This window comes from Oceanimonas marisflavi (genome assembly GCF_003049725.1).
In the GTDB taxonomy this organism is placed as follows: domain Bacteria; phylum Pseudomonadota; class Gammaproteobacteria; order Enterobacterales; family Aeromonadaceae; genus Oceanimonas; species Oceanimonas marisflavi.
Map to the genome: position 1 here is coordinate 35,545 of NZ_QAGM01000018.1, position 24,186 is coordinate 59,730.

General features: G+C 61.7%; 22 protein-coding genes. 1 reads left to right on the forward strand and 21 read right to left on the reverse strand.

Annotated elements, in window-relative coordinates:
• Nucleotides 1-122: 122 nt before the first annotated feature.
• The 7 genes from DA373_RS11765 to cmk all read right to left on the reverse strand — a co-directional run bounded on the left by DA373_RS11765 (nucleotide 123) and on the right by cmk (nucleotide 5,602).
• Complete coding sequence (locus DA373_RS11765) at nucleotides 123-359, reverse strand: DUF3820 family protein (RefSeq protein ID WP_107852508.1); 237 nt, start codon at nucleotides 357-359, stop codon at nucleotides 123-125.
• Nucleotides 352-1,068 (reverse strand): orotidine-5'-phosphate decarboxylase, encoded by a 717-nt coding sequence (pyrF, locus tag DA373_RS11770; protein ID WP_107852509.1) that lies wholly within the window; start codon nucleotides 1,066-1,068, stop codon nucleotides 352-354. Before pyrF ends, DA373_RS11765 begins: the two co-directional genes overlap by 8 nt.
• Before the next feature lie 169 nt (nucleotides 1,069-1,237).
• Nucleotides 1,238-2,407: a lipopolysaccharide assembly protein LapB gene (gene lapB / locus DA373_RS11775; RefSeq protein WP_107852510.1), complete on the reverse strand. Its 1,170-nt coding sequence runs from the start codon at nucleotides 2,405-2,407 to the stop codon at nucleotides 1,238-1,240.
• Between the two features lie 8 nt (nucleotides 2,408-2,415).
• Nucleotides 2,416-2,703, reverse strand: coding sequence for a LapA family protein (locus tag DA373_RS11780; RefSeq protein WP_107852511.1), 288 nt, complete (start codon nucleotides 2,701-2,703; stop codon nucleotides 2,416-2,418).
• Nucleotides 2,704-2,793: 90 nt separating this feature from the next.
• Nucleotides 2,794-3,075, reverse strand: coding sequence for an integration host factor subunit beta (ihfB, locus tag DA373_RS11785; protein WP_107852512.1), 282 nt, complete (start codon nucleotides 3,073-3,075; stop codon nucleotides 2,794-2,796).
• Between the two features lie 67 nt (nucleotides 3,076-3,142).
• Complete coding sequence (rpsA, locus tag DA373_RS11790; RefSeq protein WP_107852513.1) at nucleotides 3,143-4,813, reverse strand: 30S ribosomal protein S1; 1,671 nt, start codon at nucleotides 4,811-4,813, stop codon at nucleotides 3,143-3,145.
• 108 nt (nucleotides 4,814-4,921) lie between these two features.
• Nucleotides 4,922-5,602, reverse strand: a complete 681-nt coding sequence (gene cmk / locus DA373_RS11795; protein ID WP_107852514.1) for a (d)CMP kinase — start codon at nucleotides 5,600-5,602, stop codon at nucleotides 4,922-4,924.
• Nucleotides 5,603-5,806: 204 nt separating this feature from the next.
• On the opposite strand from cmk, the gene ribA reads away from it, so the two are divergent.
• Complete coding sequence (gene ribA, locus DA373_RS11800; protein WP_107852515.1) at nucleotides 5,807-6,406, forward strand: GTP cyclohydrolase II; 600 nt, start codon at nucleotides 5,807-5,809, stop codon at nucleotides 6,404-6,406.
• Between the two features lie 55 nt (nucleotides 6,407-6,461).
• Here the strand turns inward: ribA and DA373_RS11805 are convergent, their stop codons facing one another.
• From DA373_RS11805 to ptsP, 14 genes are all read right to left on the reverse strand, one after another.
• Nucleotides 6,462-7,766, reverse strand: coding sequence for a Ni/Fe hydrogenase subunit alpha (locus tag DA373_RS11805; RefSeq protein WP_107852516.1), 1,305 nt, complete (start codon nucleotides 7,764-7,766; stop codon nucleotides 6,462-6,464).
• Nucleotides 7,763-8,566, reverse strand: coding sequence for an NADH-quinone oxidoreductase subunit B family protein (locus DA373_RS11810; protein WP_107852517.1), 804 nt, complete (start codon nucleotides 8,564-8,566; stop codon nucleotides 7,763-7,765). The genes DA373_RS11805 and DA373_RS11810 overlap by 4 nt, the downstream gene beginning before the upstream one ends.
• Complete coding sequence (locus DA373_RS11815) at nucleotides 8,563-9,381, reverse strand: FAD/NAD(P)-binding protein (protein ID WP_107852518.1); 819 nt, start codon at nucleotides 9,379-9,381, stop codon at nucleotides 8,563-8,565. The genes DA373_RS11810 and DA373_RS11815 overlap by 4 nt, the downstream gene beginning before the upstream one ends.
• Nucleotides 9,378-10,487: a 4Fe-4S dicluster domain-containing protein gene (locus tag DA373_RS11820; protein ID WP_107852543.1), complete on the reverse strand. Its 1,110-nt coding sequence runs from the start codon at nucleotides 10,485-10,487 to the stop codon at nucleotides 9,378-9,380. The genes DA373_RS11815 and DA373_RS11820 overlap by 4 nt, the downstream gene beginning before the upstream one ends.
• Complete coding sequence (gene hypB / locus DA373_RS11825) at nucleotides 10,480-11,226, reverse strand: hydrogenase nickel incorporation protein HypB (RefSeq protein WP_107852519.1); 747 nt, start codon at nucleotides 11,224-11,226, stop codon at nucleotides 10,480-10,482. Before hypB ends, DA373_RS11820 begins: the two co-directional genes overlap by 8 nt.
• The gene (locus DA373_RS11830; protein WP_107852520.1) at nucleotides 11,226-11,552 is read right to left on the reverse strand and encodes a hydrogenase maturation nickel metallochaperone HypA/HybF; all 327 of its coding nucleotides are present in this window, start codon (nucleotides 11,550-11,552) and stop codon (nucleotides 11,226-11,228) included. Before DA373_RS11830 ends, hypB begins: the two co-directional genes overlap by 1 nt.
• 2 nt (nucleotides 11,553-11,554) lie before the next feature.
• Nucleotides 11,555-12,589: a hydrogenase expression/formation protein HypE gene (gene hypE / locus DA373_RS11835; RefSeq protein ID WP_107852521.1), complete on the reverse strand. Its 1,035-nt coding sequence runs from the start codon at nucleotides 12,587-12,589 to the stop codon at nucleotides 11,555-11,557.
• Nucleotides 12,586-13,704 carry a hydrogenase formation protein HypD gene (gene hypD, locus DA373_RS11840; RefSeq protein WP_107852522.1) on the reverse strand — a complete coding sequence of 373 codons (1,119 nt, stop codon included), beginning with the start codon at nucleotides 13,702-13,704 and terminating at the stop codon, nucleotides 12,586-12,588. The genes hypE and hypD overlap by 4 nt, the downstream gene beginning before the upstream one ends.
• On the reverse strand, nucleotides 13,701-13,949 hold the full coding sequence (gene hypC / locus DA373_RS11845; protein WP_107852523.1) for a HypC/HybG/HupF family hydrogenase formation chaperone: 249 nt from the start codon (nucleotides 13,947-13,949) through the stop codon (nucleotides 13,701-13,703). Before hypC ends, hypD begins: the two co-directional genes overlap by 4 nt.
• Before the next feature lie 136 nt (nucleotides 13,950-14,085).
• Nucleotides 14,086-16,878: a carbamoyltransferase HypF gene (gene hypF / locus DA373_RS11850; protein ID WP_232821268.1), complete on the reverse strand. Its 2,793-nt coding sequence runs from the start codon at nucleotides 16,876-16,878 to the stop codon at nucleotides 14,086-14,088.
• A gap of 131 nt (nucleotides 16,879-17,009) precedes the next feature.
• The gene (locus DA373_RS11855; protein ID WP_107852524.1) at nucleotides 17,010-18,311 is read right to left on the reverse strand and encodes a dicarboxylate/amino acid:cation symporter; all 1,302 of its coding nucleotides are present in this window, start codon (nucleotides 18,309-18,311) and stop codon (nucleotides 17,010-17,012) included.
• A 237-nt stretch (nucleotides 18,312-18,548) separates the two neighbouring features.
• Complete coding sequence (locus DA373_RS11860) at nucleotides 18,549-20,282, reverse strand: PTS fructose-like transporter subunit IIB (protein WP_107852525.1); 1,734 nt, start codon at nucleotides 20,280-20,282, stop codon at nucleotides 18,549-18,551.
• On the reverse strand, nucleotides 20,279-21,229 hold the full coding sequence (pfkB, locus tag DA373_RS11865) for a 1-phosphofructokinase (RefSeq protein WP_107852526.1): 951 nt from the start codon (nucleotides 21,227-21,229) through the stop codon (nucleotides 20,279-20,281). The genes DA373_RS11860 and pfkB overlap by 4 nt, the downstream gene beginning before the upstream one ends.
• On the reverse strand, nucleotides 21,226-24,078 hold the full coding sequence (ptsP, locus tag DA373_RS11870) for a phosphoenolpyruvate--protein phosphotransferase (RefSeq protein WP_107852527.1): 2,853 nt from the start codon (nucleotides 24,076-24,078) through the stop codon (nucleotides 21,226-21,228). Before ptsP ends, pfkB begins: the two co-directional genes overlap by 4 nt.
• Nucleotides 24,079-24,186 lie beyond the last annotated feature (108 nt).

The following is a 24,186-nucleotide window of genomic DNA, read 5'->3' on the forward strand; positions in this document are numbered from 1 at the left end:
TGGGGCCCCGTTTTTTATTGCCGATAGGAATATAACCACTTTATTTATACTGCTTTGAACTTATATTGTGTCAATCAATGACACATTAAATCAATGCATGCATAAACCACCACCGGTCTTTCTCAGGGCGGCAGCAGCCCGTAGAGCGCCTGATCCAGGCCATTGTGCTTCAGCTCATACACCAGTGCCAGCTCGGTGCCCAGCGCGCCCTCAGGCCAGCCCTTGCGCTCCATCCAGCACAAATAGGCCAGGGGCAGCCGCAACAGCGGCTGCCCCCGGTATTTACCGTAAGGCATGGGTTTGCGAATAACACGAAGCAGCCCGGCCTGATCCAGACCGGGCAAAAAGGGCTCAGCCATGCAGGCTGGCGTTAATGGCGGCCAGAGCGGCGGCAGGGTCTTCAGCCTGGGTAATGGGCCGGCCAATGACCAGATAATCACTGCCCGCCTTCAGGGCCAGCTCAGGGGTCATGATACGGCGCTGATCGCCGGCATTGCTGCCCGCCGGACGAATGCCCGGGGTGATCAGTTTGAAGTCGGGGCCCAGCTCGCTTTTCAGCAGGCTGGCTTCCTGAGCGGAGCACACCACACCATCCAGGCCAGCCTCCTGGGTGAGCCGCGCCAGCGCCAGCACCTGTTCGGCAGGAGAGCGCAGCACGCCGGTCTGATTCAGCTCTTCGGCGGTCATGCTGGTGAGCACGGTCACCGCAATCAGCAAGGGTGCCTTGTCGCCATAGGGCGCCAGCGCGGCTTTGGCCGCTGCCATCATGCGGCTGCCACCACTGGCGTGTACGTTGACCATCCACACGCCCAGCTCGGCAGCGGCGGCCACCGCTTTGGCAACCGTGTTGGGAATATCATGAAACTTGAGGTCCAGAAATACATCAAAGCCCTGAGCCACCAGATAACGCACAAAACCGGGGCCAAACAGGGTGAACATTTCCTTGCCCACCTTGAGCCGGCACTGAGCCGGATCCAGCTGTGCCACCAGGGCTTTTGCCTGCTGCTCATCGGCAAAGTCGAGGGCGATCAGAATTTTGGGATCGCCGTTAGGTGATGTTTGTTGCATTGAATGATTACCTTCGGTTTTTATTTATAATGTATGCCTGTGCCTGAAATGTTGGGATTCGCTGCGCTCATCACCAACCTACATCCTTTTTGTGAGGGGTGAGGTGTAAGGAGAAGAAAACACCGTGTTGTGTTTCTCCTCACTCCTCACGCTTCACCCCTGTCGTAATCTACTCGCCGTCGAGGCCCCGCACCGGCTTGATGCTGCCCCACTGCTTGCAGGACGGACACTGCCAGAACAGGCTGCGGGCCGAAAAGCCGCACTGGCCGCAGCGATGGCTGGGTTTGGCCTTGATCTGCTCGGCCACCAGCGCCTTCAGCATTTCCAGGCTGGCCCGGGCCCTGCCCTGCTCGGCATTGGCCGCATGATACGACATCAGCCGGTAGAACCCTTTCATGGTGGGGTGACGTTGCAGGTGAGAGAGCACCAGCTGCTCGGCGCTGATCTGCCCTTCCCGCTCGGCTACCCGGTCTGCCAGCATCAGCACGGCGCTGGCGCCGCTGTCTTCGGCCACCCACTGCTCCAGCAGAGCAGTAAAGGCGTCGTCCTGTTGCAGCTGATGATAACAATGCTGCAAATCGGCCAGCACCTCACTGACAAAACCTCTGTCCTGCTCCGTCACCTGCTGCAGACAGGCCACTGCCTGGCTCCACTGTCCGCCTGCCATATAAATGGCGGCCATGCGGATGTTGGCGCGCACACAACCGGGATCGGCCTTGAGTGCCCTTTTGAAGTCGGACAAAGCCCCCCTGCCATCCTGACGCTGCCATTTCTGCTCGGCCAGCTCGCAGTAGAAATGCCCCATGGGTACCAGCGCCTTGCTGCCCTGACGCTTTTTAAGACGGGCCGCCACGGTAATGGCCTGCTCCCAGTCACGCAGCTGCTGATAAAGGGTCATCAGCAGCTCCAGGGCATCCTGCTCATAATCGGGGTCGTCTTTCAGCTCGGAGAGAATTTGTTCGGCCCGGTCCAGCAAACCGGCGGCAAAAAAGTCCCGGGCCAGCTCCAGCATGGCCAGGTGTCGCTGTTCCAGCGACAGGTTGGTGCGGGCAATCAGATTCTGATGAATGCGAATGGCCCTGTCTACCTCACCGCGGGAGCGGAACAGGTTGCCCAGAGCCAGATGAGTTTCAATGGTTTCGCTGTCGACCTGCAACAACTGAATAAAAAGATCGACCGCCTTGTCGGGCTCATCGGAAAGCAAAAAATTCAACCCGGCAACATATTGCCGGGAGAATTGACTGGATTGTTTCTGTGCATCCTGGCGAACACTTCTGCGTCCCATATACCAGCCATAAGCCGCAGCCACCGGAAGCAGCAGAAACAACAATTCCAGCATGAAGTTCGTCAGTCCTTAACCGGCAGCGCCCTGAGCTCTTCCAGTTCCCTTTGCTGACGTTCCACCTTTTTATTCAGCCCTTTATTGGACATTTTAAGCCGCAGCATCACCAGACCAAATACCAGCCAGCCAATCAGAAAACCAGCCACGAACACCACCGCCAGCAGGGAAGAAAGACGATAGTCTCCCTGAGCCAGCAAATAGTTAACGTGCACCAGCTGGTCGTTCTGGGAGCCCAGTGTCAGCCCTACTGCAAAAAGGATCGCCAGAATTATCAGGCCAAAAATTATTTTCACCTTACCCTCTCAACATCCTGATTTTTGAGTGTTTGGCATTATCCCGAAAAAGCCGCGGCTTCGCCAGCGCAGCCACCGGGAAAAGTGAACTCACGCCGGGTTTACCCTTTCCCGCAATTCCTTGCCCGGCTTGAAGTGAGGCACATATTTACCGTTAAGCTCCACTTTTTCGCCGGTCTTGGGGTTACGGCCCAGCCGGGGTGCCCGGTAATGCAGCGAGAAGCTGCCAAAGCCGCGAATTTCAATGCGATCCCCCGACTGCAGAGTAGATGCCATCTGCTCCAGAATTTCCTTGATGGCGCTTTCCACTTCTTTGGCGGAAAGGTGTCCATATTGTTCAGCCATGCGTTCGATAAGATCGGATTTGGTCATGATTCATTCTCCGGAACACTCAAACAAAAAGGGGCCACGAAGGCCCCTTGTTTCAATACGGCTTGGCTTATTCGCCCTTGGCCGCCTTGAATGCTTCAGCCATGGCACTCAGACCAACTTCGTCTTGCTGCTGGTTCAGGGTGTCGATGGCGGCCTTCTCTTCAGCTTCGTCCTTCGCACGGATGGACAGGCTGACGGTGCGGTTCTTGCGATCGATGCCCATGAAGCGAGCTTCAACTTCTTCACCGGCACTCAGCACGGTGGAGGCGTCTTCGATGCGGTCGCGAGAGATGTCGGCAACGCGGATGTAACCTTCCACGCCTTCTTCCAGCTCAACCACGGCGCCCTTGGCGTCAACGGCAGTGATGGTACCCTTAACGATAGCACCTTTCTTGTTGTCAGACAGGTACTTATTGAAAGGATCTTCGTCGATTTGCTTCACGCCCAGGCTGATGCGCTCACGCTCCGGATCGACCTGCAGAACCACGGCTTCGATTTCGTCGCCTTTCTTGAACTCACGAACGGCGTCGTCACCGTTGGCGTTCCAGGAGATGTCGGACAGGTGAACCAGACCGTCGATGCCGCCTTCCAGACCGATGAAGATACCGAAGTCGGTGATGGACTTGATCTTGCCGGAAACGCGGTCGCCCTTGTTGTGGGTTTCAGCAAACAGCTGCCAGGGGTTGGATTTGCACTGCTTCAGACCCAGGGAGATACGACGACGCTCTTCGTCGATGTCCAGCACCATCACATCCACGTTGTCGCCCACGGATACAACCTTGGACGGGTGGATGTTCTTGTTGGTCCAGTCCATTTCGGACACGTGTACCAGGCCTTCAACGCCTTCTTCGATTTCAACGAAGCAGCCGTAGTCGGTCAGGTTGGTTACGCGGCCGGCCAGACGGGTGCCTTCCGGGTAACGGTTGGCGATATCTACCCACGGATCTTCGCCCAGCTGCTTCAGACCCAGAGACACACGGGTGCGCTCGCGGTCGAACTTCAGGACTTTAACGTTGATTTCGTCACCCACGTTCACGATCTCGGAAGGATGCTTAACGCGCTTCCAGGCCATGTCGGTGATGTGCAGCAGGCCGTCTACGCCGCCCAGGTCCACGAAGGCACCGTAGTCGGTCAGGTTCTTGACGATACCCTTGACTTCCTGGCCTTCCTGCAGGTTTTCCAGCAGCTGCTCGCGCTCGGCGCTGTTTTCGGTTTCGATCACGGCACGACGGGAAACAACAACGTTGTTGCGCTTCTGGTCCAGCTTGATGACCTTGAACTCAAGCTCTTTGCCTTCCAGGTGAGTGGTGTCGCGAACCGGACGCACGTCTACCAGGGAACCCGGCAGGAAGGCGCGGATGCTGTTCACTTCTACGGTGAAACCACCCTTGACCTTGCCGTTGATCACGCCGGTCACGGTTTCTTCGTCTTCGTAGGCTTTTTCCAGCTGCAGCCAGGCTTCATGGCGCTTGGCTTTTTCACGGGACAGCTGAGTCTCACCGAAGCCGTCTTCCACGGCGTCCAGCGCTACGTCTACTTCGTCGCCAACGCTGATTTCCAGCTCGCCCTGGGCGTTCTTGAACTGCTCGGCAGGAATGGCAGACTCGGACTTCAGACCGGCGTCAACCAGCACGATGCCGTTTTCAATGGCAACAACGGTGCCCTTGACGATGGAGCCCGGACGGGTTTCGAGTTCTTTCAGAGACTCTTCAAAGAGTTGAGCAAAAGATTCAGTCATGTTTAATGAATACACTATTGTAGTTGAACATCCACGGGGCAATCCGGCACACGTGGGGTGACTAACACATTCCGCCCTTCTTCCCTGAGGGCGGCATTGCCAAATGGCTTAACGACCAAGTTTAACCTTAGTATGACTCAGCACCCTGTCCAGCACTTGTGTGATGGTCAGTTCGGTGGAGTCGATCACCAGGGCATCATCGGCCGCCTTGAGAGGCGCCACGGCCCGGTTTCTGTCCCGGTCGTCACGCTCCTGTATTTCGCTTAAAAGGCGGTCAAAGCTAACATCAAAGCCCTTGTCTTGCAACTGCTTGAGGCGTCGGCTGGCGCGCTCTTCGGCGCTGGCATCGAGAAAAATTTTGACCTCGGCATCCGGGAACACCACAGTGCCCATGTCGCGGCCGTCGGCGATCAGGCCGGGTTTGGCCCGAAAGGCCCGCTGACGGCGCAACAGTGCCTCGCGTACTCTGGGGAAGGCCGCCACCTTGCTGGCGGCATCGGCCACTTCCTGGGTACGAATGTCACGGGACACATCTTCGCCTTCCAGGATCACGCGTATCTCGCCGCTCGCTGTCGGAAACTGCACGTCCAGGTGCGCTGCCAGGGGCATCAGGCCCGCCTCGTCATCCAGGGCCACGTTGTGGTGCAGGGCGGCCAGGGCCAGCACCCGGTAGATGGCGCCGGAGTCGAGCAGGTGCCATTCCAGCTGTTCCGCCAACAGCTGGCAGAGGGTTCCCTTGCCAGCACCGCCCGGACCATCAACGGTGATGACGGGAGCTTGTTCAGACATACGTCCTCCAGTAAATCATGAGTTCGGGCACACCACTCAGAAGCGGTCACCGCGCGGGCGGCATTATAACCAAGTTGCTTCACAAAGACAGGCATTACAAACAATTAACAAAACGCCTGCAGCGATTGAGCCTATACCTGCCGGCTTATCCGCTTTACAATAACCGCCATTTTTTATTGACGTATTAATTTGAAGAGGAAGGCCATGAGCAGTGTTACCCGTATGGCAAACTCCAAACTGCCTACCCCCTGGGGCACTTTTACCCTGGTCGGGTTTGAAGAAAAGGGCACTGGCAAGGACCATGCCGCCCTGGTAATGGGGGATGTCGACAGCGGCGAACCGGTACTGGCCCGCATTCATTCCGAGTGCCTGACCGGTGATGCCCTGTTCAGCCTGCGCTGCGATTGTGGCTTTCAGTTACAGGCGGCGCTGGAGCGCATCGCCAAGGAAGGCCGGGGCGTGCTGCTGTATGTGCGTCAGGAAGGCCGGGGCATCGGCCTGCTGAACAAAATTCATGCCTATCACCTGCAGGATCAGGGCAAGGATACTGTTGAAGCCAACGTGGAGCTGGGTTTTGCCGCCGATATGCGTGACTACACCATCTGCGCCGACATGCTGCACAGCCTGGGCGTGAGCGAGCTGAAGCTGATGACCAATAACCCGCGCAAGGTCAAGGCGATGGAAAACTTTGGCATCAAGGTGGCCGAGCGCCTGTCACTGCAGGAGGGGCGCAACCCCTTCAACGAGCATTACCTGGATACCAAGGCCGGCAAACTGGGCCATATGCTGAAAGAGCAGGACTAAACTTCCATACCGGCCTTGCGCCGGTATCTTTTTGCCTGCGGCCCGAGCGCCGGCACTATTCGCGCTGCAAGCTGAACTGCAGAAAGTGGGTCGAGCAGGAAATACAGGGGTCGTAATTACGGATCAGCCGCTCGCAGAACAGCTTTAGTTCCTGATCGCTGTGATGCAGGCCAAATTGAGTGACCGAAGCCCTGAGATCCTGCTCAATGCGCGCCTGATTCTGACTGGTGGGCGGAATAATGGAACAGGATAACACCCGGCCCTGCTCATCGAGCCGGTAATGATGGTAGATCATGCCCCGCGGCGCCTCGGTGCAAAAGCAACACTCTCCCGCCCTAGGGCTCACCGGCAGACAAGCCTCACCGCTCGGGCAGTCCTGCGCCAGCAGGCGGCTGGCTTCAAACAAGGCCCAGTAAATTTCCAGGGCCCGGGCCTGAATGCTGGTGAACATATTGCGACTGGGAAAGCCCAGGCCACAATCCCGGGCCTGGGCCTGCACCTCGGCGGGCAGCCGGGCGAAGCCATTGTTCATTCGGGCCAGGGGCCCCACCAGATAATCACGGCCATCGAGCAGTGAATACAGCGAGGTGGAATGGGGCTCCTGGTGCTCAGCAAAGTGGGCGGCATAATCACCGTAATCCAGGCTCAGGCCGGTGTTGCTGGTAATGCGGCCGCCATTGATGGCATAGGCACCGGGCTCGGTCAGGCTGACCCAGATAAAATCATGGCTGTAGTCGGGCAGGCTCAGCCCGGCGGTCCAGCGCACCAATGCTTCGGCGGCGGGCAGGGCCTGCGCCACCTGCCCCCGGACGGCAGCCCAGCGGTCGGCATCGGGCAGGCGACCAAAGCCGCCCACCTGCAGCCCCACCGGATGCACAGAGCGCCCGCCCAGCAGCGCCATCAGGGCATTGCCGGCTTCCTGCAACTGCATGCCCCGCTGCAGTACCTCCGGATACAGCCTGGCCATGGCCAGGGCATGATCAAATCCGAGAAAGTCCGGCGCGGCCAGAAAATGAATATGCAGGGCATGGCTCTGCACCCACTCCCCCAGGTTCATCAGCTTTCTCAGCTGCATCAGTGGCTCAGGCAGTTCAATACCAAACAGCCGCTCCATGGCCTGAATGGAGGTCAGCTGATAGGCCATGGGGCAGATACCGCAGATGCGGGCGTTGAGATCCGGCACCTCCTGATAGCCGCGCCCTTCCAGAAACTTCTCGAACAACCGGGGCGGCTCAAAAATGGCCAGGTGCAGCTTGTCGATGCGATTCCCCCTGGCGCTCAGCTCCAGGCTGCCTTCTCCTTCCAGCCGGGTCACAAAGGGCACTTTCAGGGAAATCCTGCGCCTGCTTTTTTTCTTCATTCGTCCAGCTCCCGCACATCGATTCGCTGCCAGCGCTGGTGTTGCTCGCGAAAGGGCGCGCTGTGACTGTGAATGGCGGCAAAGCGTCTGGCAATGTCAGCGGGCACCAGGCCCAGACCGGAAAAGCGGTTGGCCAGACTGTCGCAGTTGGGTTGCTCGGACGGGCCGAAACAGCCGTAACAAGCCCGGCCAAAGGCGGGACAAAGGGCGCCGCAGCCGGTGCGCACCACCGGGCCCAGACAAGGGGCTCCTTTGGTTACCATGACGCACACCTGCTGGCGGCGCTTGCACTCCATGCACAGCTTTTCGGCCTCGGGGCGAGGCTGCACGTCCAGCCGCAACTGGCGCAGAAAATGGCGCATCTGCTCCACGGTAATGGGGCAGCCCCAGAGTTCAAAGTCCACCTTGATATGCTCGGCCACCCCGGTGGAGGTGGCCAGGGTGGCGATAAACTCCGGATGAGCATAAATGGCCGCCTGCCAGCCCGGACCATCGGCCAGGTTGCGCAGGGCCTGAATGCCGCCGCTGGTGGCACAGGCCCCCATAGTCACCACCAGCTTGCTGTTGCGACGCAGGCGCTCGGCCCGCTCAAGATCGTCCGGGGTGGAGACACTGCCTTCGACAAAGGCCACGTCCACCTGTTGGTCCGGCCCCTCGATGCCCGCCTCGATAAAATGCAGGAATTCCACTTCTTGCAGCAGCTCCAGCAACGCCGCCCCCTGATTGAGAAAGGCCAGCTGGCAGCCGGAGCAGGACGTGAGCTTGTGCACCGCCAGGGTCAGCTTTGGTTTTGTCGTCACACTCCCTCCCTGCCCAGCCAGGGCTTCACTGCCGGGTAATGAAAGACGGGGCCATCCTTGCAGACAAAATAAGGCCCCAGCTGGCAGTGACCGCACAAACCCAGGCCACACTGAAAGTTGCGCTCCAGACTCAGATAGACGGCGTCATCCCCCACGCGCAGCCGGGCCAGCTGTTTAAGCGCCGCCAGCATCATGATCTCGGGGCCGCACATCAGCACGGCGCAATTGGTTGAGTCGAACTCGGCCAGCGCCAGCAACTCGGTCACCAGCCCCAGCCGCCAGCGATGCCGGTGGCGGTGCTCCTCGCTCGCGGCCAGCAGCACCTGGCACTTGCCCAGGGTTTGCCAGCGCCGGTATTGCTTCTGCCAGAGCAGATCGGCATGGTGTTTGACCCCCTGCAGGATCACAATGCGGCCATACCGATCCCGGTTGGCCACCGCATGGTGAATGGCCGCCACCACAGGCGCACACCCCAGCCCGGCGGTGATAAACACTAGGTCCCGTCCCTGCAGTTGCGCCAGGGGCCAGCCCCGGCCAAAGGGTCCCCGCAGACCCAGCTGCTGGCCAACGTTCAGCGCCACCAGGGGATGAGTGACCCGGCCCACGGCGCGGATGGTGTGCTGCAACAGCCCCTGCCGCCAGCCCATAATGGAGATGGCCACTTCACCGGCGCCAAACAGATACAGCATGTTGAACTGGCCGTAATCAAAATCAAAGGGTGCCTGAGTGTCCAGCGCCAGACCCAGGGTATAAATCCCCGGCGATTCCATCTCCTTTGCCGCCAGGGTGGCGACCATGGGCAGTGTCTGACTCATGACGGCGCTTCTCGGGGGCTGTCTTGCAGCAAGGCCTGTGCCTCTTCCACCAGATCAATGGCCACCGGACACCAGGCGATGCAACGGCCACAGCCGACACAGCCGCTGCGGCCGAACTGCTGCTGCCAGGTGGCCAGCTTGTGCACCAGCCACTGGCGATAACGATGGCGGATCTCGGCGCGGATCACCTTGCCGGTAATGTAACTGTGCTGCTCGCTGAAGCAGGAATCCCAGCGCTGCACCTGCCCGGCCTGCCGGTTCTGAATATCGCCCTCGGTATCCTGCCTCGAGCAAAAACAGGTAGGGCAGACCGAGGTACAGTTACCGCAGGCCAGACAGCGTTCAGCCACCTGCTGCCAGCGTGGGTGATCGAGCCAGTCCACCAGTTGCGCCAGCTCGGCTTCGGAGGGCATGGCCCGCTGCTGTTGACGGGCACCGGCCAGCAGGGTCCGGGCCCTGGCCAGCTGCTTGCCGGTTGCTTTCTTCAGCGGCAGCCCGGCTGCAATGGCCGCGCCTTGATCGCTGCCGGCCTGCAGCAGGTAGCCGTCATCCAGCTCGTCGAGCAGCAGATCGAAACCGGAGCGGGCCTCGGGGCCGTCACCGGTCGAAACACAGAAGCAGGTTTCGGCGCTGCGGCCACAATTCACCGCCACAATAAAGAGTTGTTCACGCTGAGCCCGGTAAAAACGGTCGGCATAAGGCCCGTCCATAAAATGCCGGTCCTGAATGGCCAGCGCCGCCAGATCACAGCCCCGCAGACCGATAAACGCGAGCCGCTCGGGGGTGGGCTCCACGGCACGAAAATGCAGGCCCTGTTCGGTATGCTCGGCCCGCCAGAGCACCTGCTCGGGTTTGAACAGCCAGGGTTTGAGCCCCTGAGGACCGGTATTCCAGGCAAAGGCCCGCTTGCCGGCGGTGTGCTGCAGACGATAGCTGCCGGCCCCGGCCAGCTCCTGCCAGCCCCAGGGCAGATCGTCAACATGGTCAAGGGGGGCAAACAGAATGGCATCGTCTTTCACTTGTGGGCCAATCACGCTGTAACCGGACTGCACCAGCGCCCGATGCAACCGGTGCAGATGCTCACGAAATAAGAAGCGCTTAGTCATGACCGGACCGGGCCAGCAGCCAGTCATACCAGGCATTCAGCCCCTCGCCGGTCCGGGCCGACAACACCAGGATCCCGATATGGGGATTGAGACGGCGCAGGGAGGCTTTTATTTTATCCAGACTGATATCCAGATAAGGCAGCAGATCGGCCTTGTTGATAATGGCCAGCTCACAGCCGGCAAACAGGTGAGGGTATTTTTCCGGTTTGTCGTCGCCGTCGGTCACCGCCATCATGGCCACCCTGTGCTGCTCGCCCAGATCGAACAGGGCCGGGCACACCAGATTGCCCACATTTTCGACCAGCACCAGAGCACCGGCCGGTGGCGCCAGGCTGGTCAGGCCCGCCTGTATCATTCGTGCATCCAGATGACAGCCGGTGCCGGTGTTGATCTGCACCGCCCGGCCACCGCAGGCCTGAATGCGCCGGGCGTCATTCTCCGTGTGCTGATCCCCTTCAAGCACCGCCATGGTTGGCCAGCTGGCCTGAGTATGGGCATAAGCAAAGGTGGCTTCCAGCAACCGGGTCTTGCCGGCGCCCGGCGTGCCCATCAGATTGATGCAGCTGATGCGGTTGGCGGTGAGCCAGTCGCGGTTTTGCCGGGCCAGCTCGTCGTTGCCGGCCAGCAACGCTCGCTGCAGTTGCAGACTGTCACCGTCATGGTGCAGGTGTTTATGAGTGTCTTTGCCCGGCTCCGACAGCCGGGTCTTGTCGCCGGAACATCCACAATGTCCACACATCAGCCGAATCCTATTTCCGTTAACAGCAGTTGCCTTCCTGACGTCAAAGTATAGTCATGGCTGCCACATGGGCAGGCGTCGCCCGGCCCGGACGGGGCAAAGCACCGGCCGCAAGCGCGACATTGCGCCTCGGCGGGCACCTGCTTGATCACCAGCTCGGCATCGCTCAGTCCGCCTGCTTCTTTCACCATGTCGAAACAGAACTGCAGCCGTTCACTGTCGACACAGCTGATGGCACCTATTTCCAGGGTGATGCAGGTGATCCTTCTGTGTTGATAGGGCGCGAGTTCACTCAGCAGGGCCCGCACCACCGACAGCTCATGCATGATCAGCAGATCCGCGGCAGTTGCAGGCCATGGGGCACGTCCAGCAGGCGCTGGCCGCCGTAAGGGGTGATCAGGCTGAGCCGGCCCGGTAAGGCCGGGCCCGTCACCTCACCGATAATTTGAGCGTGCCGGCCCAGAGGATGGCCACGCCACAGCGCCAGCGCCTGCTCCGCCTGCTCCGGTGCAATCACCATCGCGGCCAGCCCCTCACAGGCAAGAAACAACGGCTCCAGCCCCAGCAGCTCGCACAGTGCCTGAGTCTGGGGTCGAACGGGCAGATCGCTTTCAACCAGCCGGATCTCAACCGCCGAGGCGCCGGCCATTTCGTTCAACACACCACCCAGGCCACCCCGGGTGGCGTCGCGCAGGCAGCGCACCCCCGAGCATTGCGCCAGCACCGGCTGAATAAGTAAGTGCAGGGCGGCGCAGTCACTGGTCAGCTCCCCCACCAGCCCCAGATCTTCCCGGGCCAGCATCACGGCGGCGCCGTGATCGCCGATATGACCGTTGATCAGCACCTTGTCGCCGGGCCGGGCCGAGCCGATGGCAAGCTCCACGCCGGCCGGTATCACGCCCACGCCGGTGGTATTGATAAACAGCTTGTCGGCCATGCCCCGCTCCACCACCTTGGTATCGCCGGTCACTATGGTCACCCCGGCCTGGCGTGCGGCTTCGGCCATGGAGCCTACCAGGCGTTCCAGCTGCGCCCGCGGCAGTCCTTCCTCGATAATAAAGGCGGCGGTCAGATACAGGGGAATGGCGCCGCCCACGGCGAGATCATTAAGGGTGCCGCACACCGCCAGCTTGCCGATATCCCCACCGGGAAACGCCAGCGGGCTGACCACAAAGCTGTCGGTGGTCAGCGCCAGCCTGTCCCCTTTCGCCAGCAACCCGGCCAGGGGCAGCCGGGCCTGATCCTCCTTTTGCAACAGGGGAGTATCGCCGAAAGCGGCGAGAAACAGGGTGTCAATCAGCTCGTGCATGGCCCCACCTCCGGCGCCGTGAGCCAGGGTTATGGTGTCCTGCCGAAGGCTCATGTCACCTCCCCGACCCGGTATTGATAGTAGGCGGCGCAGGCCCCTTCGCTGGACACCATCAGGGCGCCGGCCGGGTGCTCGGGGGTGCACTGACGCCGGAACAGCGGGCATTGATGAGGCTTGATGCGGCCGGTGAGCACGGCGTTGCACCAGGCCGGCCCGGCGTCGGCCTCGACCGGTACATCTGTCTCCAGCAGTCCGGCCGCATCCAGATGCCGGTACTGGTCCCGCACCCGCACCCCCGAGCCCGGCACCGTGCCGAGCCCTCGCCAGTGGCTGTCCACGCCAGACTCGAACACCCGGTCAATCGCCTTCAGGGCGGCCGGGTTACCGGCTTCTTTCACCACCCTGGCATAGGCGTTTTCAATGGCACAGCGCCCTTCGGCCAGCTGCCGCACCAGTTGATAAAGCGCCTGCAGAAAGTCCACCGGCTCAAAACCGGCGATCACCAGTGGCTTGTGATAGTGGCTGGCGATGGGATCATAGACCCGGCTGCCGATCACCATGCTGACGTGCCCTGGCCCCACAAAGCCATCGAGCCGGATCTCTCCGGCTTCCAGAAGCCCTGTCAGGGTGGGCATCAGCCGAATATGGTGGCAGAGAAAGCGCAGATTGGTGATCCCCGCCCGGTCGGTGGCCAGCAGGGAGCAGGCGATGCCCGGCATGGTGGTATCGAAACCAATGGCAAAGAACACCACCTGCTTGTGCGGGTTGTTTTGTGCCAGCGCCAGGGCATCAAAGGGGGAATAAAGCACCTTCACCCCGGCCCCCTCGGCTTTGGCCTGCAGCAGGCTGCCCCGGCTGCCGGGCACCCGCAACGGATCGCCGAAGCTCGCCAGTATCACATTCTTCCGGCGGGCCAGACTGACCGCCTGATCCACCGCCTCCACCGGCAGCACGCACACCGGACAGCCGGGACCGTGAATAAACTCGATGGACTCGGGCAACAACTGGTGCAGCCCGAAACGGAAGATGGCATGAGTGTGACCGCCGCATACCTCCATGATCTGCAGGGGCCGGCCCAGGCGCGCCGCCACCTTGTCGGCCACCGGGGTGATGGCCGCCAACAGGGCCTTCACCCGGCCGGCATCACGGAATTCCGTGTTCAGACTCATGACTCCTCTCCCTGCTCCATTTGCGCCAGCAGCGCCAGAGTGCGGCTGGCCTCCTGCTGGTCAATCAGCGCCATGGCAAAGCCCACATGCAGCAGCACCCACTGCCCCACCAGCAACGAAGGATCACTATCGGCCGCCAGCAGGCTGATATTGATCTGCCGGCGTACCCCGGCGGTCTCCGCCAGCGCCAGCCCGGCGCCGGCATCCACAATGGCCACCACCCGGGCCGGAATTCCCAGACACATAAGCGACTCCTTCTTCAACAGCGAGCATCGGGCAAAGGGCGGTTTGTTGTAGCCGGCGCTTTAGCTGCCGGAACAGACGGTGCCGGCTCATCAGATACCTCATGGCTTGCTGATTTCGCGCCGGCTAAAGCGGCGCCTACCGTTCGGACACACCTTGAGCAAGAGCGATAGCAGCCTGGCCCAGGGCGATGCCGCCGTCATTGCTCGGGGCCCGGCTCTGGCTTAATACCGTCAGTCCCGTGGCTTCAAGCTCAGTGCTCAGGGGCTCCAGCACCAGGCGGTTCTGCATCACGCCGCCGCTCAGGGCCACTGTGGTGACGTTCACACCGCGCTGCCGCCGCAGCCGCGCCACCATTTGGCACAGCCCCTTCACTAAACTTAGGTGAAAATTGGCCGCCAGCACCGCCCTGTGTTCACCGGCCCGCAGCGCCTTGAGCAAAGCAGGCCACAGCGGCGCCGGGTCCAGCTGCCAGAGTTTCTCCTCGTGGCTCAGTGTAAAGTCATAACAGGCACTGGCCTGTGCACCCTCGGCCAGGGCTTCCAGCAACATGGCCGCTTCCCCTTCAAAGCTCAGCTCGGGAGGCGCTACGCCCAGTAACGCCGCCACCGCATCAAACAGGCGCCCCGCCGACGAGGTCAGCGGAAAACGCGGAGCCATCTTCAGCAACACCTGAGCCTCGGGCTTGATCAGCCAGTCCAGAGCAGCATGCTCGGCAGCCAGGGTGGGCCAGGGAGGAAGCTGCTGCATCTGCGCCAGCTGGGCCAGCAGGTTGCGCCAGGGCTGACGGCTGGCCTTGTCGCCTCCCAGCAGGGGAAAGGGCCGCAGCCGCGCCAGCCGCCGGTAGCCGGCATAGTCGGCCAGTAAAAATTCCCCGCCCCACAGGCTGCCATCATCGCCATAACCCAGGCCGTCGAGCACAATGCCAAGCACCGGCTGTTCCGGCGGGTGGCCGTTTTCCACCAGGCAGGACACCAGATGAGCATGATGATGCTGCACCCGGAACAGCGGCAGCCCCTGTTGCCGCGCCAGCCGCTCCCCCAGCCGGGTGGCGGCATAATCGGGATGCAGATCGACGGCAATGGCCCGGGGCTCCAGGCCCAATAGTTCAGGCAGGCAATCCACCTGCTGTTGCAGGGCATCCAGGCACGCCAGGCTGTTCAGATCGCCGATATGGGCGGACAATACGGCCCGGCCGTTGCCGGTGATGCAAAAGCTGTTTTTCAGATCCGCTCCCAGCGCCAGCACACTGCCTTCTAGTCCGGCAGGCAGAGCGATGGGATCCGGTACATAACCCCGGGCCCGGCGCACCAGCCGGGGGCGGCCGGCCACCAAAGCCTGCACGGAGTCGTCGCAGCGGTGCACGATGGCTCTGTTGTGCAGCAGAAAATCGTCGGCCAGGAGAGCCAGCACCGACAGGGCCTGGCGGTTGCCGGTACAGATGGGCTCGCCACCGGCGTTGCCCGAGGTCATCAGCAGAGGGCCGCCCACCTCGTTCAGCAGCAGCCAGTGCAGTGGCGAGCTGGCCAGCATGACCCCAAGGCAGGCCATGCCCGGCGCCAGTGCCTCGGGCAGGAGCCCATGTACGGGCTGGCGAAGCCGCACTTTCGGCAACAGCACAATGGGGGCCGCCGGGCTGTTCAGCTGTTTGCGCTCCATGTCGTTCAGCGCAAAGCAGGTTTCTGCCTGAGCCAGATCCCGCAGCATCACGGCAAAGGGCTTGGCGGGCCTGTGTTTGCGCCGGCGCAGCAAGGCGATGGCTTTCGCCGAGCCCGCATCGCAGACGAGCTGAAAACCGCCGATGCCCTTGAGCGCCAGCACCCGATCCTGTTGCAGCCAGCCACGGCATTGCGCCAGCAGATCCGCCGTTGACCCCTGCAATACCTCGCCGTTGCCGCTCTGCAGCCAGATATGCGGACCGCAGCGGACACAGGCCACCGGCTCGGCATGAAAGCGCCGGCTGGCGGGATCGCCATACTCCTTCCGGCAGGCGGCACAGAAGGGAAAGTCCGCCATGGCGGTATTGACCCTGTCCCAGGGCAGGGCCTTCACAATGGAGTAGCGGGGACCGCAATCGGTGCAGTTGATAAAGGGATAGCCATGGCGCCGGTCCTGTGGATCGGTCAGCTCGGCCAGACACTGAGGGCACACCGCCAGATCCGGCGGAAAACGGGCGCCCTGTCCTTCGGCCTGACTGTCGCTCACCGTGAAACCCGGAGAGACGGATGCAACATCACAGGGCTCGGTCGTCATGCTCTCGATGCGGGCATGGGCCGGGCACTCGGCCCGCAGCCGCCGGCAGAACTGCGCCAGGGTGGCTTTGTCTGCGGCCAGCCGGATCTCCACTCCGGCACCGATATTGCCCACCTCCCCCGTCAGTCCGAGCTCCGTGGCCAGCCGGTAGACGAAGGGACGAAAGCCCACCCCCTGCACACAACCGGTGATCCTTACCCGGCTGCCGGTGACGACCGACTCCTCACTCACATAACGGTGCAGGCGCCGGCACAATGCCGGCAGGGCATGCGCGACCTCATCGCTGAGCTCGGGTGTACAGGGGGTAAAACAACGTCCGCCGATGGCAAAAAGTTCAATCACCGGGGCCGGTGATACCAGCAGCGGCACCAGCGCCAGCAGCCCCCGAATGCCGCCGCCATGCTCCAGCCCTTCGGCCCCCGCCAGCGACGCTGCAGTGACCTGGCGCAAGTGACGGATTTCGCCCGCCCGCTCCGGGCTCAGAAAGGCATCCACCAGTATGATGCGCCGGCAGTGCCGGAACAACGGCAGCAGGCTGACGCCGCCCGTGCCCCCGTCCACCAGCTCCACTCCGGCAGGCCAGCGGAACGAGCGGGACAAGGCCAGTGCGCGCACGCCGGCGGCATCATCCCCGTGCAGGGGATTGCCCAGAAAGATAATCCGTATTCCGGCATTCATGTTCACGTTCAGCCTCCTGCTTTTCCACCGGCAGCCCCCTGATGCGCCCGTCTCTCAACTATGGTTGAAATTCATTTATCCATAAAAAACGGGCGCCGAAGCGCCCGTTTTTTATGGTGAAGGATTATCCCTCAGTGCTTGTCAAAGTGTACGTCCTCTTCCTTTTCACCGGCATGGGGATCGTGAAAGCGCACCAGGTTCATGGCGCCTTCGCTCTTGCCCACGATACAGGTGACCACGGCATCGCCGGTGATGTTGACGGCGGTACGGATCATGTCGAGCAGGCGATCCACACCGATGATCAGCGCTATGCCTTCCACCGGCAGCCCCACCTGATTCAGCACCATGGCCAGCATCACCATGCCCACCCCGGGTACACCGGCGGTGCCAATGGACGCCAGGGTGGCGGTCATGATCACCATCAGGTAGTCATTGAACGACAGGTCGATATTAAAGGCCTGGGCGATAAAGGCGGTGGCCACCCCCTGCATGATGGCGGTGCCGTCCATATTGATGGTGGCGCCCAGCGGCACGGTAAAGGAGGCCACCCGGTTTTCCACCCCCATGCGACGGGTGGTGGTTTCCAGGGTCACCGGAATGGTTGCGTTGGAAGACGCAGTGGAAAAGGCGAACATGACCGCATCTTCCATTTTTTTAAGGAAGGTGATGGGGCTCAGGCCGGTGAACACCCTGAACAGGGTGGAGTAGGTCACCAGCGCGTGCAGCAGCAGGGTGCCCGCCAGCACCAGGAAGTATTCCAGCAGGTTGAGAATGGCATCCAGCCCCAGCGACGTGAACAGCTGGGCCATCAGACAGAATACGCCATAAGGGGCCAGGTTCATCAGCAGCGCCACCAGCTTCATGATCACTTCGTTCAGATCCACAAACAGCGCCGCTATGCGCTCTCCGTGTTTGCCCGCCAGGCTGATGGCGATGCCGAACAACACCGCAAACACGATGATCTGCAGGGTGTTGCCCTGGGCCATGGCGTTAATGGGGTTGGTGGGGAACATGTTGATGATCACCTCGGCCAGCGAGGGCGCTTCACGGGCGGCAAAGGTGCTCGACGACACCAGATCGGCCCCTTCACCGGGCTTGAACAGCTCGCCCATCACCAGCGCCAGGGTAATGGCCACGGCGGTGGTAAACAGATAAAGGGCCAGGGTCTTGCCTCCCAGCCGGCCCAGAGTGGAAATGTCTTTCAGGGAGCTGGTACCGCACACCAGGGATACAAAGATCAGCGGCACCACCAGCATGTTGAGGCTGGCGATAAAGATCTTGCCGCCGACCAGAAACAGGCCATCCACCAGATAATGTTGTACCAGTGCCACATCGGCAAAAAAGCTGCGGATAATAAAGCCGGCCAGCACACCCGAGCCCATGCCCACCAGCACACGCGTGGTGAGCGACCACTTTTTCTCACTCGCATTCATGGCTGAATACTCCTTATTCAAAGTCTGTTGCGGGGTTGCAATCGAGGACCGCAAGGGTAGCAACCTCGCATGAAAAATGCTTCAGAAAATCGCCAACCAACAAAACAACTGCCCACTTAACTGACAAAAAACAAAAAAATAAGCCAAACAAAGTGACTTTAGTCACATAAAAAACCAAAAAACAATACATAAAAAAATGCCGCCCATGACGAGCGGCAGATCACTGAAGAACAGAGCTCAGGCGCTGGCTGCGGGTGCCAGCATCTGGGCATCACTGCGCTTGAGCACAGAATAGACCACACCGGTGAGCAGCGCGCCGGCGGTGATGGCCAGAACGTACCAGCCCAGCTGCTGTATGGCATTGGGAATAAACAGCACAAACACGCCGCCGTGGGGCGCCAGCAGCTTGGCACCAAACAGCATGGACAGGGCCCCGGTCAGCGCGCCGCCGGCCATGCAGCTGGGGATCACCCGCAGCGGATCCCGCGCCGCAAAGGGAATGGCCCCTTCGGAAATAAAGCAGAGCCCCAGCACAAAGGACGCCTTTCCCGCTTCCTGCTCATTGGTGTTGAACTTGCGCCGGGCGAGAAAGGTGGCAATGCCCATCCCCAGGGCCGGCACCATGCCCGCCGCCATGGCCGCCGCCATGGGACCGTAGGTTTGTGACGCCAGCAGCCCCACGGAAAAGGCGTAGGCCGCCTTGTTCACCGGTCCGCCCATATCAAAGCACATCATGGCGCCGATAATGACTCCCAGCAGCACGGCGTTGGCCGAGCCCATGTTGTTGAGGAAGTCGGTCATTACCGCCATGATGGTGGCCACCGGGCCGCCCACCACGTAGATCATCACCAGGCCGGTAAACAGGCTGGCAAACAGCGGAATGATCAGAATGGGCTTGAGCGACTCCAGGCTCTTGGGCATGGGAACGCGCCGGGCCAGTAAACGAGCACAGTAACCGGCCAGGAATCCGGAAATAATGCCGCCGATAAAACCGGCCCCGAGAGAGCTGGCCAGCATGCCGCCGATCATGCCGGGAGCAATGCCCGGCCGGTCGGCAATGGAATAGGCAATATAGCCCGACAGCACCGGAATCATCAGGGCAAAGGCGGAGCCGCCACCAATCTGCATCAGTGCCGCCGCCAGGGTACCTTCTTCCTTGAACGCTTCTATGCCGAAAATAAACGACAGGGCGATGATCAGGCCCCCGGCCACCACCATGGGCAGCATAAAGGACACCCCGGTGAGCAGGTGCTGATAGGGGCCGGGCTCTTTTTTGTCGGCCTCGTCGCCCTGCGCTGCACCGCTGTTTTGCTGGTGCCAGACCCGGGCCTCGCTCAGCGCGGTTTCAATGGTGTGCTGCGGTTTTTTCAGGGCCGGCCCGGTGCCGGTGCGATACAGCCGCTTGCCATTAAAACGGGCCAGGTTGACGTCGATATCGGCGGCCACAATCACGCAGTCGGCGGCGGCAATGTCCTCGGCGGTCAGGGCATTCTGGGCCCCCACCGAGCCCTGAGTCTCCACCTTGATGTCGTAGCCCAGCTTTTTGGCGGTCTCACTCAGCGCCTCGGCCGACATAAAGGTGTGCGCCACCCCGGTGGGACAGGCGGTGATCGCCACCAGCCGCACCGGCTTGCTGGCACCCTGCTCTGGCGACGGCTGCAGCGGCCCGGCCTGCGCCGCCCCCTGCTGCAGCCAGGCGGCGGGATCATTCAGCGCCGGTTGAATGCCATCCACAAAGCATGGCTTACCGACAAAACGGGACAAATCCGGCGTGGACCCGCTGGCGGCCACCAGCACCAGCTCCGCCTCGGCGATTTGTGCCGGGGTAAAGGAGACCACCGGCGCCAGCTGGCTGTGGCATTCCACCGCCACTTTCCAGCCCTGTTTTTCTGCCGCCTGCTCCAGTACGCGCGCGGCCATGTAACTGCTGGCCATGCCACTGGGGCAGGTGGTAACGATCAGAACATTCATGCGGTCGCTCCCCGGTCATGAATTGGCTCAATATGAATATCGCGCTGAAAGGCGGCAAAGGTTTTCTGGCAGTAAATACCCACGCCAATTTGCGTGACGGCCATCAGCGACAGCGCCACCGCCCGGCGCAGGTTGTCGGGCTCACTCAGCCCTTCCAGCATGCCGGCACACAAACCCGCCACCAGAGAATCGCCCGCCCCCACCGTGCTGATCACCTTTACCTTTGGCACCCGGGCACGCCAGTGCCCATTGGGGCTGAACCAGTAAACCCCCTCGGCACCCGCCGACACCACCACCTGGTGAATGCCCCGTTGCTGCAGCTGCCGGGCACAACCGGCCAGTGCTTCATCAGTGTCGATGATTCGTCCCGCCAGGCCTTCCAGCTCTTCCAGATTGGGCTTGATCAATGCAGGCAGGCCCCGAATACCCGCTTTCAGCGCCTCGCCGCTGGCGTCCAGCCACACCGTCTTGCCCCGCTCCCGCCACATTTCAATCATGCCTTCCAGCTGGGCCGGGCTGACCCCCGGAGGCAGGCTGCCCGCCACCACCAGATAGTCAAAACTGCCGGACAGGGATTCCAGCCGCGCCAGCAGCCGGGTCCAGTCGCCCTTGCCCACTCTGAGGCCGGGCAGGTTGATATCGGTCACCCGGCCGTCTCCCTCACTGATCTTGACGTTGACCCGGGTGTCACCGGGCAGACGTACAAAGTCGTCGCCAATGCCATGGCGATCAAACAGGGCGCGAAAGGAAGCATCGTTGTTCAGACCAAGAAAGCCGCTGGCATGAGGGCTGTGCCCCAGATCCGCCAGGACCCGGGCCACGTTGATGCCCTTGCCCGCGGCGCCCAGATGGCCGGCGCCGGCGAGATTGACGTGACCTGCCTTGAGTTGCTCCAGCGAGACGGTCAGATCCAGCGCCGGGTTAAGGGTAAGGGTCAGTACACTCATTCAATTTCTCCTGTCAGGGCCCGCACTGCCCGGGCATCTTTTGCTTTCAGTGCACGTTTGGCCAGCTCGGTGCATTGCACCAGACTGCACTCCCGCACTCTGGCCTTAACCAGGGGTATTCTTTTGGGGCTTACCGACACTTCGTCCACCCCCAGCCCCAGCAGCAGTGGCAGCGCCTGGGGATCCGAGCCCAGCTCGCCACATATCCCCACCCACTTGCCATGCGTGTGAGCCGCTTCCACCGTCATGGCGACAAGCTTGAGCACCGCCGGATGCAGGCCGTCGGACAGGGCCGCCAGCTCGCCGTTGCCCCGGTCGGCCGCCAGGGTGTATTGGGTCAGATCATTGGTGCCAATACTGAAAAAGTCGGCTTCTTCGGCAAACTGGTGGGCATTCAGGGCGGCAGACGGTACTTCCACCATAATGCCCAGCTGCACGTCTGTGGCCTGCACCTCGGCCTGTATTCGGTCAAACATGTCTTTGGCAAAGCGCCATTCCGACCAGTCGGCCACCATGGGAAACATGATCCGCAGGGGCCGGTCGGGGGCGGCGGTCAGCAGGGCGCGCAGCTGGGTTTCCAGCAGTTCGGGTTTTTGCATGCACAGGCGAATGCCGCGCACCCCCAGAAAGGGGTTGTCTTCTCTGGGGACCGACCAGTAAGGCAAGGGCTTGTCGCCCCCCACATCCAGGGTGCGGGCCACCAGAGGGCGCCCTTCCAGGGCGGTAATGGCCTTTTGATACTCGGCTAGCTGCTGCTCCAGATCCGGGGCGCTGTTTCTTCCCATAAACACAAACTCGGTGCGCAGCAGTCCCACGCCTTCGGCGCCGGCGTCCACGGCGTCGGCGGTTTTGGTGGTATCCCCCAGATTGGCGCCTATTTCAAGCCGGTGGCCATCTGTGGTGATGGCAGGCTCGTGCCGGTGGGCCCAGGCCTGCTCGGCCAGTTGCCGTTCCAGCTGTTGTTGCCCTTTTGCCTGTTCCAGCACGCCGGCGTCGGGGGCCACATGCAGGGTGCCGGCATCACCATTGAGTATGACCTCGGTGCCGCTTTCCAGGCCCATAACAGCACCGCCCATGGCCACCAGTGCGGGAATGCCGAGAGAGCGAGCCAGAATGGCGCTGTGAGACGAGGCCCCGCCACCGGCGGTGACCATTCCCAGCACCAGCCGGGCATTCATGTTAACCACATCGGAGGGCCCTATGTCTTCCGCCACCCAGATATAGGGCGTATCGGGGGTTTTGGGCAGCGGGGTATTACACAAAATGGCCATGACCCGCCGACCGATATCGCGAATATCGGCGGCGCGTTCGGCCAGCAGGGTATTGGCATTGGCCGCCTGCCGGGTGGCAACGGAGTCGATTTCGGACCACCAGGCGGCAGGCGCCGAGGCGCCCTGGCGTAAACGCTCACCGGCCCCTTCCAGCAGCGCCGGATCACTGAGCAGCTCCCGGTGCATGGCGAGAATGTCCCGGGCCTGGTGTTCGGCTGCCTCTGCTGCGGCCTCGGCCAGCTCTCTGTCTGCCCGCTCCAGCGCCTTGTTCAGCCGCTCACGCTCGGCCTGGGCATCACAGGCGGTATCGGCATACTCAAAGCGCATGGGGGCTTCCACATACAGCGGACCAATGGCAATGCCCGGGGAGGCGCCCACACCGCGTACTGTGCTGTTGGGAGCAATGGGCTGCACCCTGTGTACGGAAGCCACTTCGGCGGCCAGCGGCACAATGTCTTCTCCCAGCCCGTCATTGACCGCCGTGACCAGCCTCTCCAGCGCCTCACCGGCGTCGGCGCCTTCGGCGGTCAGCAGCAGCTGGTGCCCGGGCCGTACCCCCAGACCAATGAGTTTCATCAGACTTTTGGCATTCACATCGTGACCGTCGCCGTCCAGATTGCGCACGCGAATGTCGGCCTCGAACTGCCTGGCGATCTGCACCAGCATGGCGCCGGGGCGGGCATGCAGGCCCTGATGATTACGCACCGTCACCACCCGCTGATTGGCGGCCAGTTCGTTCTCACCGGGCGCATCGGGCCCCCGGCTTAATGCCCGTTGCAGGGCATCGGCACTGGTCAGTGCGGCCAGGCTTTCGCCTTTGTCCGCCACCAGCCAGTCGGCCAGCTGCGCCAGCAGCTGTTTGTGGCCCTGACCGTTGACCATCAGCGCAAGCAGACCCCGTACCGGCTGCGCTTCATGTTCAAACCCCGGTGTGGTCACCAGTGCCGCCCGGGGCTCCCCCTCTGTGGCGCCCTGGCTCAGCCACCAGCCCTGCCCCAGATGCAGAGTGGCTTGCCCTAACGCACTCTGCTCCCTGGGGCTGGCGTGCAGCACATCCGCCGCCGCCCGCTGCAGAGTGGCCATATCGGTGCATTCAAGGCCGGTGCGAATGTTGCCGGCGTGCCATTCAAGCACGGGGGCATGGTCCTGCTCATCAACCTGCAGCAGCCTGAGAATATCCTCGCTGCGCTGTGCCTGACGAACCCGCTCGGCCAGATCGTCCCGGGAGAGCGCCCGGGCCAGCCGGCGCAACAGCTCCAGGTGCTCGTCGGAGCCGGCGGCAATCCCCAGCACCAGATAGGCCTTTTCACCCTCGCCCCAGTCTATTCCGTCGGGCAGGTGCAGCGCCTTGATGCCGGTTTTTTTGACCAGGTGGCGGCAGTCCTGAGTACCGTGAGGAATGGCAATGCCCTGGCCCAGATAGGTGGCGGTCTGGGCTTCCCGCGCCAGCATGCCGGCCCCGTAACCGGCGGCCACATTGCCATCCTGCTCCAGCCAGTCGGCCAGGGCCGATATCACCGCCTGCTTGTTGGCCAGGGACTGGCCCATTCTTACGTCCTGTGTGGTCAGAGAAAGCATGACATCACCTGTTAGCTAATCGGAATATTGACACCCTAGAACAGTTCAGTGGCAAACCGTGAACTTTGCCTGCTGAATTTATGCTGAATCGTTTTAGCATTGTGAGCA

Coding starts and splice junctions, on each gene's coding strand:
- cmk (WP_107852514.1), bottom strand. CDS start 5,602: ATGTCTGAACAAGCTCCCGTCATCACCGTTGATGGTCCGGGCGGTGCT.
- hypD (WP_107852522.1), bottom strand. CDS start 13,704: ATGAGTCTGAACACGGAATTCCGTGATGCCGGCCGGGTGAAGGCCCTG.
- pfkB (WP_107852526.1), bottom strand. CDS start 21,229: ATGAGTGTACTGACCCTTACCCTTAACCCGGCGCTGGATCTGACCGTC.
- pyrF (WP_107852509.1), bottom strand. CDS start 1,068: ATGCAACAAACATCACCTAACGGCGATCCCAAAATTCTGATCGCCCTC.
- hypB (WP_107852519.1), bottom strand. CDS start 11,226: ATGTGTGGACATTGTGGATGTTCCGGCGACAAGACCCGGCTGTCGGAG.
- DA373_RS11805 (WP_107852516.1), bottom strand. CDS start 7,766: ATGAAGAAAAAAAGCAGGCGCAGGATTTCCCTGAAAGTGCCCTTTGTG.
- DA373_RS11815 (WP_107852518.1), bottom strand. CDS start 9,381: ATGAGTCAGACACTGCCCATGGTCGCCACCCTGGCGGCAAAGGAGATG.
- hypF (WP_232821268.1), bottom strand. CDS start 16,878: ATGAATGCCGGAATACGGATTATCTTTCTGGGCAATCCCCTGCACGGG.
- ihfB (WP_107852512.1), bottom strand. CDS start 3,075: ATGACCAAATCCGATCTTATCGAACGCATGGCTGAACAATATGGACAC.
- rpsA (WP_107852513.1), bottom strand. CDS start 4,813: ATGACTGAATCTTTTGCTCAACTCTTTGAAGAGTCTCTGAAAGAACTC.
- hypE (WP_107852521.1), bottom strand. CDS start 12,589: ATGAGCCTTCGGCAGGACACCATAACCCTGGCTCACGGCGCCGGAGGT.
- DA373_RS11765 (WP_107852508.1), bottom strand. CDS start 359: ATGGCTGAGCCCTTTTTGCCCGGTCTGGATCAGGCCGGGCTGCTTCGT.
- ptsP (WP_107852527.1), bottom strand. CDS start 24,078: ATGCTTTCTCTGACCACACAGGACGTAAGAATGGGCCAGTCCCTGGCC.
- DA373_RS11830 (WP_107852520.1), bottom strand. CDS start 11,552: ATGCATGAGCTGTCGGTGGTGCGGGCCCTGCTGAGTGAACTCGCGCCC.
- ribA (WP_107852515.1), top strand. CDS start 5,807: ATGAGCAGTGTTACCCGTATGGCAAACTCCAAACTGCCTACCCCCTGG.
- DA373_RS11820 (WP_107852543.1), bottom strand. CDS start 10,487: ATGACTAAGCGCTTCTTATTTCGTGAGCATCTGCACCGGTTGCATCGG.
- lapB (WP_107852510.1), bottom strand. CDS start 2,407: ATGCTGGAATTGTTGTTTCTGCTGCTTCCGGTGGCTGCGGCTTATGGC.
- DA373_RS11860 (WP_107852525.1), bottom strand. CDS start 20,282: ATGAATGTTCTGATCGTTACCACCTGCCCCAGTGGCATGGCCAGCAGT.
- DA373_RS11855 (WP_107852524.1), bottom strand. CDS start 18,311: ATGAATGCGAGTGAGAAAAAGTGGTCGCTCACCACGCGTGTGCTGGTG.
- hypC (WP_107852523.1), bottom strand. CDS start 13,949: ATGTGTCTGGGAATTCCGGCCCGGGTGGTGGCCATTGTGGATGCCGGC.